Below are 13,449 nucleotides of genomic sequence, written 5' to 3' on the forward strand. Positions count from 1 at the left end.
GTTACTCCCAGCATCCCGCGGGCTTCCCGGCCGGGCCAGAGCACGAAGACCTTTACCGGCAAGGCCTTTGTGCCACCGGATAGCAGTCTGGTCGCAGGTGTTAATTTAGAGTACTATGATCCGGTATAAATGCCGGCATGTACCGCCGGTATGACCGCGCGCAGGGTAGAGGCGACTCATGGCAGATCTAGGCGTCCGGACGAACCCGGTCGCCGATTTGGCTGCCGTTCGTCCCTACCCGCCGCGGACCGGTCTGCAGGGCACCCTGATATACCGACTTGCGACCACGACCGATCACAAGCTGATCGGGATCATGTACATGGCGACGTCGTTCGCGTTCTTTATGGCCGCGGGTCTGATGGCATTGCTGATGCGCTCCGAACTCGCCGCGCCGGGGCTGCAGTTCTTGTCCAACGAGCAGTACAACCAGTTGTTCACCATGCACGGCACGATCATGCTGTTGCTGTACGCCACCCCGATCGTGTTCGGCTTCGCCAATCTCGTGCTACCGCTGCAGATCGGCGCACCCGATGTCGCTTTCCCACGACTGAACGCGCTCAGTTACTGGCTGTACCTGTTCGGGGCGCTGGTGACCGTGTCGGGCTTCATCACCCCGGGCGGGGCGGCCGACTTCGGCTGGACGGCATACACGCCGCTCAGTGACGCTGTGCACTCGCCGGGTGCCGGCGGGGACTTGTGGATCATGGGGCTGGTGGTCGCCGGTCTGGGCACCATCCTCGGTGCGGTCAACATGATCACCACCGTGGTCTGCATGCGCGCACCCGGTATGACGATGTTCCGGATGCCGATTTTCACCTGGAACGTCCTGATCACCTCGATCATGGTGCTGATGGTCTTCCCGCTGCTGACCGCGGCGCTGCTCGGACTGGCCGCCGATCGGCACCTGGGCGCCCACGTCTACGACGCGGCCAACGGCGGGGCGATCCTGTGGCAGCACCTGTTCTGGTTCTTCGGCCACCCCGAGGTCTACATCGTGGCGCTGCCGTTCTTCGGCATCGTCACCGAGATCTTCCCGGTGTTCTCCCGCAAACCGGTCTTCGGCTACACCACGATGGTGTACGCAACAATGAGCATCGCCGGACTGTCGACCGCGGTCTGGGCGCACCACATGTTCGCCACCGGAGCCGTGCTGCTGCCGTTCTTTTCCTTCATGAGCTACCTGATCGCCGTGCCGACCGGAATCAAGTTCTTCAACTGGATCGGCACCATGTGGAAGGGCCAGCTGACTTTTGAGACACCGATGCTGTTCGCGATCGGTTTCGCGGTCACCTTTCTGCTCGGCGGCCTGTCCGGTGTCATATTGGCCAGTCCGCCGCTGGACTTCCACGTCACCGACACGTATTTCCTGGTCGCGCACTTCCACTACGTGCTGTTCGGCACGATCGTGTTCGCCACCTATGGCGGTATCTACTTCTGGTTCCCGAAGATGACCGGCCGGTTGCTCGACGAGCGACTGGGCAAGCTGCACTTCTGGTTGACGCTGATCGGTTTCCACACCACGTTTTTGGTGCAACACTGGCTCGGCAACAAGGGGATGCCACGTCGGTATGCCGACTACCTGCCCACCGACGGTTTCCAGGGGCTCAACATCGTCTCGACCATCGGCGCATGCATTCTCGGTGCGTCGATGCTTCCCTTCGTGTGGAACATCTTCAAGAGTTGGCGCTACGGCGAGGTTGTCACCGTCGACGACCCGTGGGGCTACGGCAACTCGCTGGAGTGGGCCACCAGTTGCCCGCCGCCGCGGCACAACTTCACCGAATTGCCCCGGATCCGTTCGGAGCGCCCGGCCTTCGAGCTGCACTACCCCCACATGGTGCCGCGACTGCGCGCCGAGTCACACCTTGGGAGCAGGCGACGCGATACCGCATCAGCGCGCGATGAACGCGTCGAGCTCGTCTGAATTGGTACCCGTCAGCGCCCGGTGCATCGACCAGGCGACCCGGGCGGCTTGGACTTTGGCGTGCTCGGCTACCGGCCCGCGATACATCTCGTCGACGGTGTCGATCCACGTCGTGAGCCAGCGAACGAAGTGCCGGCTGGACAGCGTGGTCCGGCCGTGGACGCGTCGGTGGGCATCCAGCACGCGACCCCGGTAGAGGCCGGCACGAAACAGCATGGTCTCCCAGAAGTCGGCCATCACCGGAATGTGCGAGTCCAGCCCGGAGACCTCCCGCACTTCGGTGAACGGCTCGGCAAGGATGTCGTCCACCAGCACCCGGCCGTAAAACCGGCGCAACAATGCCTCGACGTCGGCGCGGCCGGCCAGGTCCGCGCATGTTTGGTCGGGTCGCACCTGTACTTCAGTCATCGGCGATCACGTGCGCGATGCACAATTCCGGTTCGACGAACGGCTCCAGCTCGGCCTGCAATGCCGGCCGCGCGGCGGTTTTGCGTTGACCCTGCGGGCGCGCGATAAGCCCCTGGAGCAGTCCCAGGTGCAGCGCACAGCCCACCTCCGGGTGGGCGGCGGCCAGTTCGCGCACCGGGCAATCGTGCAGGCGGATGGTTCGCTCGCGGGTGGCGGCGGCCGGCTTTGCCGGCGCGGTCAGTTCGGGTCCGAATCCCATCCGCTGAAAGACCTCGGCGGTCTTCGCCGCCCGGTGATCCAGCAGCTCGCCGGGCGGCTCAGGTTCGGGGGCCGATCCGGCCGTGATCCGCTCGGCCCATCGCCGTCCGGCATGCTGCGCGCGGCGACGCCGCGCTTCGAGCGTGTCGCCGAGTTCCAGGGCGAGGATCTCGGCCAGGACCTGGTAGTCCAGCTGGTCCTGCACCGCGATGTAGCCGGTGCGAGGGCGGCCAACGCCGGTCGGTGTGATCCGGGTGCGCGCGACGGCGCCCTGGTCGCACAGCGCGTCGAGGTGGAAACGCACCGTGGTCAGGTGCAACTCCGTTCGCGCGGCAAGTTCGGCCGCGTCGACCGGCCCATCGTGCTCGCGGACCAGCGCAAGCACGCGTTCACGCTGCCGATTGCGTGGCCAGCGGTGCGGCCGCCGGCCCTGCTGTTCGTCGTCCACCGCTGCGCCCCTAGTCGATGTGTCGTGCCGGCCTATTTAACGGATATTATTCCTCAATATTAGCCGCCGCGAAAGCCCGGGGCGTTCCCGCGCCCGGTAATCTCGCTCACGTGCTGCTGACCTCGCTGAATCCCGCCGCAGCCACGGATGTGGGCGACGCCGTACGCATCGGCGACGTCACATTCAGCCGCAGCGATCTGGTCGGGGCGGCGACGTCGGTGGCCGAACGGGTCGGCGGCGCGGGCCGGGTTGCGGTGCTGGCCACGCCGACGGCGCCGACCGTGCTGGCGATCACCGGGTGTCTGATCGCCGGCGTGCCGGTGGTACCGGTACCCGCCGATGTCGGGCAGGCGGAGCGCCGCCACATCCTCACCGACTCCGGCGCCGAGGCATGGTTGGGCGCCGAGCCCGACCAGCACGAAGGGCTGCCGCACATCCCGGTGCGGCTGCATGCCCGCTCATGGCACCGTTATCCCGAGCCGTCGCCGGAAGCCACCGCGCTGATCATCTACACCTCGGGCACCACCGGCCCGCCCAAGGGCGTGCCGCTGCGCCGGCAGGCCATTGCGGCCGACCTCGATGCGTTGGCGCAGGCCTGGCAGTGGACGCCCGACGACACGCTGGCGCATGGACTGCCGTTGTTTCACGTGCACGGCCTGGTGTTGGGTCTGCTCGGGTCGCTGCGGATCGGAAACCGCTTCGTGCACACCGGAAAACCGACTCCAGCCGCATATGCGCAGGCGTGCTCTCAAGCCGGCGGCACGCTGTATTTCGGGGTGCCGACGGTATGGTCACGGGTGGCCGCCGATACAGCGGCCGCCGAGGCGCTGCGGCCGGCGCGGCTGCTGGTGTCGGGCAGTGCCGCATTGCCCGTGCCGGTGTTCGACCAACTGGTTCGACTCACCGGACATGCGCCCGTCGAGCGGTACGGGAGCACCGAATCGCTGATCACCCTGTCCACCCGCGCCGACGGGGAACGACGTCCCGGCTGGGTGGGCGGGCCGCTAGCGGGTATCGAGACCCGATTGGTTGACGAGGCCGGCGGGTTTGTACCGCACGATGGGGAAACCATTGGGCGGCTTCAGGTTCGCGGGCCAACCGTGTTCGACGGCTACCTGAACCGGCCGGATGCGACGGCGGAGGCGCTCGACACCGACGGTTGGTACCGCACGGGCGACGTCGCGGTCGTCGACTCCGGCGGTATGCATCGCATCGTCGGGCGGGAGTCGGTCGACCTGATCAAATCCGGCGGATACCGCGTCGGCGCCGGCGAAATCGAGACGGCGCTGCTCGGACATCCGGGAGTGCGGGAAGCGGCGGTCGTCGGCTTGCCCGACGAAGATCTCGGTCAGCGGATCGTCGCGTTCGTCGTCGGTGATGCCGACCCGGATGAGCTGATCAACTATGTCGCCCAACAGCTTTCGGCCCACAAGCGACCACGTGAGGTGCGGGTTGTCGACGGACTGCCGCGTAACGCGATGGGCAAGGTGCTGAAGAAGGAGCTGACCCAGGGCTGATTCTCGCCGCGAGCGTGCGCAAAAACGGCTCATTGAGCGGGTCGGCCGGCGACACGCACGCTCGCGCCAGAGGGGTTAGTTGGCGTGCAGATCTGCGTTGAGTGCGATGCCCCGGCCGTCTCGGGACACCACCTCCACGGCACCGGTCATCGAATTGCGGCGGAACAGCATGTTATTGCCGCCGGACAGTTCCCGGGCCTTGACCGGGATGCCGTCGGGCGTGGTGACCTTGGTGCCCGCGGTCACGTACAGGCCGGCCTCGATGATGCAGTCGTCGCCCAATGAGATGCCCAGCCCGCAGTTCGCGCCGAGCAGGCAACGCTTCCCGATCGAAATCACCTCGGTACCGCCGCCGGACAGGGTGCCCATGATCGACGCGCCGCCGCCGACATCCGAGCCGTCGCCGACCACCACGCCCGCCGAAATACGGCCCTCCACCATCGAGGTGCCCAGCGTACCGGCGTTGTAGTTGACGAATCCCTCGTGCATCACCGTGGTGCCCGGCGCCAGGTGCGCGCCGAGCCGCACCCGATCGGCGTCGGCGATCCGCACCCCGGTGGGCAGCACATAGTCGACCATTCGGGGGAACTTGTCCACGCCGTAGACGGTGACGGGTCCGCGGTGGCGCAGCCGGGCGCGCACCGTCTCGAAACCCTCGACCGCACACGGGCCGTGGTTGGTCCACACCACATTGGTCAAGACGCCGAAGAAGCCGTCGGCGTTGAGCCCATGCGGCGCGACCAGGCGATGCGAGAGCAGATGCAGCCGCAGATAGGCGTCGTAGGTGTCGGCGGGCTTGTCGCCCAGTGAGCCGATCACCGTGCGCACCGCGACGGTCTCGGTGCGGCGGTCGTCGTCGCGGCCGGCCAGCGCCGCCAGGTCGCCGGGGATCTCGGCCACCGACAGCCGTGCGGTGCCGCTTTCGCCGGAGTCGATCAGTTCCGGTGCGGGAAACCAGGTGTCGAGGACCGACCCGTCCGCGGCGAGCGTCGCCACCCCAATACCCGAAGCTCCGGTCACGGGGCCCACGCTACTACGCTGGGAGCCGTGCTGGATTTACCCGGAGACCCAATCGAGCTGACCGCGGCATTGGTCGACATCCCGAGCGAATCCCGGCACGAAGCGCGCATCGCCGACGAAGTCGAGGCCGCTTTAAGGGCGCAGACTCCTCCGTCTCTGGGGTTCGAGATCATCCGCAACGGCAATGCCGTGCTGGCCCGCACCCATCTCGGCCGGCCGTCGCGGGTGCTGCTGGCGGGGCATCTCGACACCGTCCCGGTAGCCGGCAACCTGCCCAGCCGCCGCTCGGCCGGCGACGAAGGCGACGTCCTGCACGGCTGCGGCACCGTGGACATGAAATCCGGTGACGCGGTATTCCTGCATCTGGCCGCGACGGTCGAGACACCACTGCACGACCTGACCCTGGTCTTCTACGACTGCGAGGAAATCGAGGCTGCCGCAAACGGTTTGGCTCGCATCGAGCGCGAACTCCCGGACTGGCTACCGGCCGACGTCGCAATTCTCGGCGAGCCCACCGGCGGCTACATCGAAGCGGGCTGTCAGGGCACGTTGCGCGTCGTCGTCCATGCGACCGGAACCCGCGCGCACTCGGCGCGATCATGGTTGGGCGACAACGCCATCCACAAACTCGGCGCCGTGCTGGACCGGCTGGCCGGCTACCAGCCCCGCACAGTCGAGATCGATGGATGCACCTACCGCGAGGGGTTGTCGGCGGTGCGCATCGAGGGCGGAGTGGCCGGCAACGTCATCCCGGACGCAGCGTCTGCCACGGTCAATTTCCGGTTCGCGCCCGACCGGTCGCTGCAGGCCGCGCTACGGCACGTCCACGACGTGTTCGCCGGGCTCGACGTGCGTATCGAACAGACCGACGCCGCGGCGGGTGCGCTGCCCGGGCTGTCGAAGCCGGCCGCGAAGGCCTTGGTCGACGCCGCGGCCGGACGGGTTCGGGCGAAGTACGGCTGGACCGATGTGTCGCGGTTCGCCGCCCGTGGCGTCCCCGCAGTGAATTACGGACCCGGCGAGCCCGACCTGGCGCATTGCCGCGACGAGCGGGTGCCGGTGGAGCAGATCACCGCGGCCGTGGCGATGTTGCGCCGCTACCTGTCCGGCTGACTGCCGCGCTGCGCCTGCCTGGCGGCGTCGGCGGCCGCGGCATGAAATCCGGCCTCGGCCAAGTCGGCCGCCACGTCGGCCAGTGCCGTGGAATCACCGGCCGTCAATGCGCGGGCATGAGCCAGCATAAGCCGGCCGAGCACACAGTTCACCTCGACGGAGAGGCGTTCGGCGCGATGCACCGCCCGGATGTCGCCGAGTCGGGTCGCATCCTGCAGCGCACGCAGGGCGATCGCGGACTGTCCGCCACGCTCGGCGGCCTGCACCGCTTCCCGGGCGGCGTTGATCGCGCCCGCCACATCGCCACGAGCCGGTCTCGACCACGCCTTGGCCAGCGCCAGCTCGGGGGCGAACAGCGCTGATTTCATGCCGTGCCGCGACTCCGCACGACTGAAGGCCTTTGCCGCTTCGAGCTTTTCACCCTGTTGACCCAGCGCCTGCGCGAGTAGCGTCAACGACAACGGGCCCCACGAATAGCCCGTCCGCGCCAGCGTTTCGGAGGCAGGTCCGAGCAGTGCGACCGCGGTATCGAAGTCGCCCTGGGCGATGACCACGTACGCCACCAGCACCTCGCCGATCGCCCTGCCGGGCTGCTGCAGCTCGGCGAAATCGGTGTAGCGCTGCGCCAACGAGCGCGCCGCGTCGAGCCGTCCCGCCATCACCAGCGCGGTGACCCGGGCAAAGCCGCTGGTGAACCTCAACAAACCCGGGTGCACACAAGCCAGCGCCCGGGCGGCGAGCGCCTCGACGTCGTCGAGCCGGCCAACCCGGGCCGAGCACAACGCCGCTGTCGACGCCGCCCATCCGACGGCCACCTCGTCGGCATGCGGTGCGGCCAGCACCTCGTCGGCGATCCGCAGCGCACGCAGCGGAGAGCCCGCGTTCATGGCGAAGGTCGCCGCCAGCGCGTCGAGGGTGGCCAGGGCGGCAGGTGCCTCGACACGGTTACGGGTGGTCTGCAGGAACGTGGTGGCCCGCTCCGGCTCGCTGAGCATCCAGAACTGGTTGGCCGCCCGCGGCAACGCCCAGGCCATCAGCTCGGGCGCAGACAGGCCGGCCGGATCCACGGCGGCCAGTACCGCGTCCGCCTCTCGGCCGCGGCCCTGCCAGGCCAGCGCCTGCGCCAATGTCAGCCGCGCTGTGAGGCCCCCCGACTGATCGACCGCGGTTCGGGCCAGGCGCTGCGCGAGCGTCAGGTCGCCGAGCCGCAATGCCTGCTCGGCGGCGGGGGCGACATCCGGGACCGGCAGGTCGCTTTCGATCGCCAGCACCGAGAGCCGCAGCTGATCGCTGACCCGATCGGACGGATTCTTCGACAGTTGCCCGACCAGCGCGGTGCGCAGGGCCCGTGCGGTGCCCTCGCCCAGTCCGGCGCGGGTGCGTTCGGTGTGGAGCGGATGGGCCGCGTACACCATCCCGTCGTCATCGGACGCGACGGCGCCCAGGGTTTCGCCGTCCGCGACGGCTCCCTCGCCGGCCAGTGCCGCCAGGTCGCTGCGTTGCAGAGGTTGCACGACGGCCAGGTAGTCCAGCACCGCTTTCACCGGCGGTGGCAGGTTCCGCAGGTACTCGTCGATCAGCCCCGGTAGCGACTGAAGTGCGGCGATCTGCGCCTTATCCACGGGCACCATCTCGATGCGGGCGAGCAGATCGTCGGCCGACAATGCGGCCACCGCGTCGGGCAGCTCTGTTTCGGAGCGGACGGTGACAATCAGACGCGCGGACCGCTTCAGAGCCAGCTGATAGACCAGTGTCGCGGACAAGTTGTCGAGCTCGTGTGCGTCGTCGATCACGACCAGCAGATCGCGATCAGCGACGAGGGAGTCGTGCACGGCGCGCAGCAGTGCGGCAGGCCTGCCGATGTCGGCGATGTCGATGAGCCGGCTGAACGCGCCGAACGGGACCATCTGCTCGGTTCGGGTGCCCCTCACCCAGCGGATCACCGTCGACGGCCGGTGCGCGGCAAACCTCTCGGCGGCCATGCCGGCCAGCTGCGTCTTACCGACGCCGTCGGGTCCCACCAGCACCGCCCCGGCCCGAGCCGCGTCGTCCAGGGCGGCCGCCACCCGGTGCAGCACGGCTTCGTCCGGCGCGGCAACCCAGGGCACCGAGGGATTTTATGGCCTGAAGCCGCAGCGGCATCGCGATAGGCCCAAATGCGCGCTACCGCAATGCTGGTTTAGTTTCGGTGTGTGAGGCCGGAAGCCGATGCGTGGGCGGTCTGCGTCTACTGCGCGTCCATCTCGACCGAGCCCGCACTGCTGACGTTGGCCACCGAGGTCGGTGCGGCCATTGCCGAGCGCGGCTGGACGCTGGTATGGGGCGGCGGCAACGTCTCGGCGATGGGCGCCTTGGCCACCGCGGCGCGGGCGCGGGGCGGACGGACCGTCGGCGTGATCCCCAAAATGCTGGTGAAGCGCGAACTGGCCGACACCGAGGCCGACGAGCTGATCGTCACCGACACCATGCGAGAACGCAAACAAGTCATGGAGGACCGTGCCGACGCGTTCCTTGCCCTGCCCGGCGGTATCGGCACGCTGGAGGAGTTGTTCGAGGCCTGGACCGCCGGCTACCTCGGTCTGCATAACAAACCCGTGGTGGTGCTCGACCCGAGCGGGCACTTCGACGGGCTACGCGCCTGGCTGTACGGGCTGATCGACACCGGCTACGTGTCGGAGGCGGCGCTGGACCGGCTGGTCGTCGTCGATGAGGTGAATGCGGCGCTGGAGGCCTGCCTACCTGGGCGTTAGGCTGACCGCCAACTGCGGTTCAGCGAAACAAGGGGACGAAACGAGGGAATAGTGCCTGAACAGGATGCCCGCACTTCGGTCGGGCTTGTCGACATCGTCACCCGGCTGCCGGGTGTGCTGGCCGACGTGCCGGTGATGGCACGCGGGGCGCTGACCGGGCTGCTGGTCCGGCCCACCTCCAAGACGTCGATCGGCAAGGTGTTCCAGGACCGCGCCGCCCGGTTCGGGGACCGGGTCTTCCTGCGGTTCGGCGAGGCGCGGCTGACCTACCGTGAGGCCAACGCGACCGTCAACCGGTACGCCGCGGTGCTGGCCGCGCGCGGGGTCGGTCACGGCGACGTCGTCGGGATCATGCTGCGCAACTCGCCCAACGCGGTGCTGACGATGATTGCCGCGGTCAAGACCGGCGCGGTCGCCGGAATGGTCAACTACCACCAGCGCGGCGAGGTGCTGGCCCACAGCCTGGGCCTGCTGGACGCGAAGGTGCTGGTCACCGAGTCCGATCTGGTCGACGTCGTCGACGAATGCGGCGCGCCCGGCGCCGAGCCGCTGACAGTCGAGGAGCTGGAGCGACTGGCCGCCACCGCGCCCACCACCAACCCGGTATCGGCGTCCGCGGTGCTGGCCAAGGACACCGCCTTTTATATCTTCACCTCGGGCACCACCGGGCACCCCAAGGCCAGCGTGATGACCCATCGACGGTGGCTGGCCGCACTGGCCGGGTTCGGCGGCCTCGGATTGCGGCTGCACGGCAGCGACACCCTGTACAGCTGCCTGCCCCTGTATCACAACAACGCGCTGACCGTGGCGGTGGCGTCGGTGCTCAATTCCGGGGCGACGCTGGCGCTGGGCCGCTCATTCTCGGCTTCACGGTTCTGGGACGAGGTGATCGCCAGCGAGGCGACGGCGTTCGTTTATATCGGCGAGATCTGCCGGTATCTGCTCAACCAGCCGCCCAAGCCGACCGACCGCGCGCACCAGGTGCGGGTGATCTGCGGCAACGGCTTGCGCCCGGAGATCTGGGACGAGTTCACCACCCGGTTCGGCATCGAGCGGGTCTGCGAGTTCTACGCGGCCAGCGAGGGCAACGCCGCGTTCATCAACATCTTCAATGTGCCCAAGACGACCGGGATCTCGCCGATGCCGTTGGCCTACGTGGAATACGATCCCGACACCGGCGCACCGCTGCGCGACGAGAACGGCCGGGTGCGCCGGGTGCCTGCCGGCAAGCCCGGCCTGCTGCTGAGCCCGGTCAACAAACTGCAACCGTTCGACGGCTACACCGATCCCGCCGCGACCGAAAAGAAGTTGGTGCGCAACGCCTTTCGCGACGGCGACTGCTGGTTCAACTCCGGTGATGTGATGAGCCCGCAGGGTATGGGGCATGCCGCGTTCGTCGACCGGCTCGGCGACACCTTCCGGTGGAAGGGCGAAAACGTCGCCACCACACAGGTTGAGGCGGCGCTGGGGTGCGACAAGTCCGTCGAGGAATCCGCGGTCTTCGGCGTCGAGATCCCGCGCACCGGCGGTCGTGCGGGAATGGCCGCGGTCAAACTGCGCGACGGCGCCGAGTTCGACGGCAAGGCGCTGGCCCGCGCCCTCTACGAGCAGCTGCCGGTGTATGCGCTGCCGCTGTTCGTGCGGGTGGTGGAGTCGATGGAGCACACCACGACGTTCAAGAGCCGCAAGGTCGATCTGCGCGAGCAGGCCTACGGCCCGGGCATCGACGACCCGCTCTATGTGTTGGCCGGCCGCGACGAGGGCTATGTGCGGTTCTACGACGCGTATCCCGACGAGGTCGCGGCGGGTAAGCGACCGCAGGGCTGAAGGCCCCAGGGCCAGGTTTCAATCGCCGATACCGGCCAGCGCGAAGAATTCGTGCCGGGAGCGGGCGTCGCTACGCAAGGAGCCGAGCAGGGTGGAGGTGACGGTGGTCGAGCCGGTGGCGTGTACACCGCGGAGAGTCATGCAGGTGTGTTCGGCGCGGATCACGACACCGACCGCGCGTGGCTGAAGGTGATCGATGAGCCAGTCGGCGACCTGTTTTGTCAGCCGTTCCTGAACCTGCGGCCGGCAGGCGAAATGCTCGACCACCCGGGCGAGTTTCGAGAGCCCGAGGATGCGATCACCGGGAAGGTACCCGACGCATGCGGTGCCGGTGAAGGGCAGTAGATGGTGCTCGCAGACCGAACGCAGCGGGATATCGCGCGCCAGCACCAGCTCGTCGTAACCCTCGTCGTTCGGAAAAGTGGTCGCCTCGAACGGTTCTGCGGTGAACAACTCCGCGTACGCACGGGCCATTCGCTGCGGTGTGGCGCGCATGCTCTCAGTGTTCAGCGATACACCCAGCGCCTCGAGGAACGCACCTGCTGCATGTTCGGCGGCGACGAGGTCGGGGACCGGGTGATCGACCAGTCGGAGCACGGAAGGTGGTTTCGCATGGTGGTTGCTGCGGTTCGGTGTGGTCATTTGGCGTTACTGCCATCGTGATAGGCAGCGGAGCCCGGCTGGTCGTAGGCCGCGCCGAGCCACGCCAGAGCAACCGCTGCGACCAGCAGCCCGAAGTCGCGCAGCGCGATGTCGTAGCAGCACGGGTAGGTCAGCAGGTTGATGATGATGCCGGCGAGCCAGGCCGCGACTACATAGCCGGCGTAGCGGGGTTTGATCGCCACCGCGATCCCGGCCACGATCTCGATCACGCCGACGATGTACATCACGGTCTGTGCGGTTAAGCCCAAGTCTTTGGCGATGTCGACGATCCACGGCGCCAGCGCGTCCGGCCAGTGCTGGTAGAGAATCTTGGTGAACTTGTCGATACCCATCCAGATCGGCAGCACCACAAAGCCGATGCGCAACAGCCAAAATGCGGCATACGCGGGGTCGCGGCGCGCCAGTTGCCACCGGCCTCCGTCCACATCCGGCGAGGTGCCGGGCAGGTGTGCACCGTTCATCGCTCCTCCTGTATCAGTAATTCGTATTATTTTTAGAATGGCGGACCACAGGGCCATTTGTCAACGGGGCAGGATCGGCTGGCGGCCGGCGGCGTCGGGGACACTCGCCCGCCCACCGGTCCGGGGATAGCTCTACGCCGTTGTCTCCAACTCTTTGAATTCAATGGTTTCCGGCGAGATGAACAACACAAATCCGAACCCGCACAACACATTAACAGCGCCGGAGATCGGGGCTAGCATGGAAATATGCGCAAAGAGACGTCCACGGCCATCGAGTTGGCCGCCGCGCAGCAAGCGGAGTTCGACGAGGGTGACTTGTACTTTGTGGGCAATGCCACGACCGTCATCCGGTACGCCGGGTTCTCCATCCTGACCGATCCGGCGTTCCTCCATGCAGGCGGGCATGTCCACCTGGGGCACGGGATATACGCGCGCCGAGTGGTCGAGCCGGCGTGCCAGATCAGCGAGCTGCCCCCGATAGACGCGGTGGTGCTGTCGCACCACCACGGTGACCACTTCGACGACGTAGCCGCGCGGGAACTCGACAAGGACCTGCCGATCATCACCAACGACCATGCGGTGCGACTCCTCGGTGAGCAGGGGTTCGCCCGGGGATATGCCCTCGACACGTGGGAGTCGCAGCTGATCGTCAAAGGCGACGCTCGCCTGACGGTGACCTCGATGCCGGGCAAGCATGCGCCCGATCATGTCTTGGGGCTGCTTCCACCGGTGATGGGCAGCATGTTGGACTTCAGCCTGGGCGAGAGACGTCGCTTCCGCCTCTACATCAGCGGAGACACGCTGTTGCACGACCGCCTGTATGACATCCCCCGCTGGTACCCGGATATCGACTTGGCGCTGATCCATGCCGGGGGCACGACACTGCTGGGCACCGTGGTGACCATGACAGGGGAGCAGGCAGTGCGCGCGGTGGAGATCGTCGCACCGAGGACCGCGATACCGATTCATTACAATGACTTCTCGGTCTTCCTCTCCGGCCTCGACGACTTCCGCGACGCAGCCGAGAAGTCATCAACCGCTACTGAATTCCACTACATCT

The 13,449-nt window shown here is 67.4% G+C and carries 12 protein-coding genes; 6 read left to right on the forward strand and 6 right to left on the reverse strand.

All coding sequences use genetic code 11. The features are described 5' to 3' along the window. The first annotated feature begins 178 nt into the window (after nt 1-178). The gene (ctaD, locus tag ACRDTL_RS13450; RefSeq protein WP_431507201.1) at nt 179-1,924 is read left to right on the forward strand and encodes an aa3-type cytochrome oxidase subunit I; all 1,746 of its coding nucleotides are present in this window, start codon (nt 179-181) and stop codon (nt 1,922-1,924) included. On the opposite strand, the gene ACRDTL_RS13455 is transcribed toward ctaD, so the two are convergent. Both ACRDTL_RS13455 and ACRDTL_RS13460 read right to left on the reverse strand, forming a co-directional pair. Continuing rightward, a complete protein-coding gene (locus tag ACRDTL_RS13455; RefSeq protein WP_431507202.1) occupies nt 1,892-2,332 on the reverse strand; it encodes a group III truncated hemoglobin in 441 nt (146 codons plus the stop codon). The genes ctaD and ACRDTL_RS13455 overlap by 33 nt on opposite strands. After that, nucleotides 2,325-3,038, reverse strand: coding sequence for a helix-turn-helix transcriptional regulator (locus ACRDTL_RS13460; RefSeq protein WP_431507203.1), 714 nt, complete (start codon nt 3,036-3,038; stop codon nt 2,325-2,327). The genes ACRDTL_RS13455 and ACRDTL_RS13460 overlap by 8 nt, the downstream gene beginning before the upstream one ends. Before the next feature lie 110 nt (nt 3,039-3,148). On the opposite strand from ACRDTL_RS13460, the gene ACRDTL_RS13465 reads away from it, so the two are divergent. After that, nucleotides 3,149-4,555, forward strand: coding sequence for an acyl-CoA synthetase (locus tag ACRDTL_RS13465; protein WP_431507204.1), 1,407 nt, complete (start codon nt 3,149-3,151; stop codon nt 4,553-4,555). Between the two features lie 75 nt (nt 4,556-4,630). Here the strand turns inward: ACRDTL_RS13465 and dapD are convergent, their stop codons facing one another. Next, nucleotides 4,631-5,584: a 2,3,4,5-tetrahydropyridine-2,6-dicarboxylate N-succinyltransferase gene (gene dapD, locus ACRDTL_RS13470; RefSeq protein WP_431507205.1), complete on the reverse strand. Its 954-nt coding sequence runs from the start codon at nt 5,582-5,584 to the stop codon at nt 4,631-4,633. Nucleotides 5,585-5,602: 18 nt separating this feature from the next. Between dapD and dapE the strand changes: the two genes are divergently transcribed. After that, nucleotides 5,603-6,688, forward strand: a complete 1,086-nt coding sequence (dapE, locus tag ACRDTL_RS13475) for a succinyl-diaminopimelate desuccinylase (RefSeq protein WP_431507206.1) — start codon at nt 5,603-5,605, stop codon at nt 6,686-6,688. Here dapE and ACRDTL_RS13480 read toward each other — a convergent pair. Continuing rightward, nucleotides 6,673-8,796: an AAA family ATPase gene (locus ACRDTL_RS13480; protein WP_431507207.1), complete on the reverse strand. Its 2,124-nt coding sequence runs from the start codon at nt 8,794-8,796 to the stop codon at nt 6,673-6,675. The genes dapE and ACRDTL_RS13480 overlap by 16 nt on opposite strands. Nucleotides 8,797-8,880: 84 nt before the next feature. Here ACRDTL_RS13480 and ACRDTL_RS13485 point away from each other — a divergent pair, with 84 nt between their 5' ends. Together ACRDTL_RS13485 and fadD6 are read left to right on the forward strand one after the other, a co-directional pair. Continuing rightward, on the forward strand, nt 8,881-9,438 hold the full coding sequence (locus ACRDTL_RS13485; protein ID WP_431507208.1) for a TIGR00730 family Rossman fold protein: 558 nt from the start codon (nt 8,881-8,883) through the stop codon (nt 9,436-9,438). 51 nt (nt 9,439-9,489) lie between these two features. After that, a complete protein-coding gene (gene fadD6, locus ACRDTL_RS13490; protein ID WP_431507209.1) occupies nt 9,490-11,265 on the forward strand; it encodes a long-chain-acyl-CoA synthetase FadD6 in 1,776 nt (591 codons plus the stop codon). 18 nt (nt 11,266-11,283) lie between these two features. On the opposite strand, the gene folE is transcribed toward fadD6, so the two are convergent. Continuing rightward, nucleotides 11,284-11,907, reverse strand: coding sequence for a GTP cyclohydrolase I FolE (gene folE / locus ACRDTL_RS13495; RefSeq protein WP_431507210.1), 624 nt, complete (start codon nt 11,905-11,907; stop codon nt 11,284-11,286). Beyond that, nucleotides 11,904-12,389 (reverse strand): hypothetical protein, encoded by a 486-nt coding sequence (locus ACRDTL_RS13500; protein WP_431507211.1) that lies wholly within the window; start codon nt 12,387-12,389, stop codon nt 11,904-11,906. Before ACRDTL_RS13500 ends, folE begins: the two co-directional genes overlap by 4 nt. Before the next feature lie 246 nt (nt 12,390-12,635). On the opposite strand from ACRDTL_RS13500, the gene ACRDTL_RS13505 reads away from it, so the two are divergent. Continuing rightward, on the forward strand, nt 12,636-13,449 hold an 814-nt coding region (locus ACRDTL_RS13505), incomplete at its 3' end, for an MBL fold metallo-hydrolase (RefSeq protein WP_431507212.1).

Origin of the sequence: Mycobacterium sp. (assembly GCF_050700595.1) — a bacterium.
Classification (GTDB): domain Bacteria; phylum Actinomycetota; class Actinomycetes; order Mycobacteriales; family Mycobacteriaceae; genus Mycobacterium.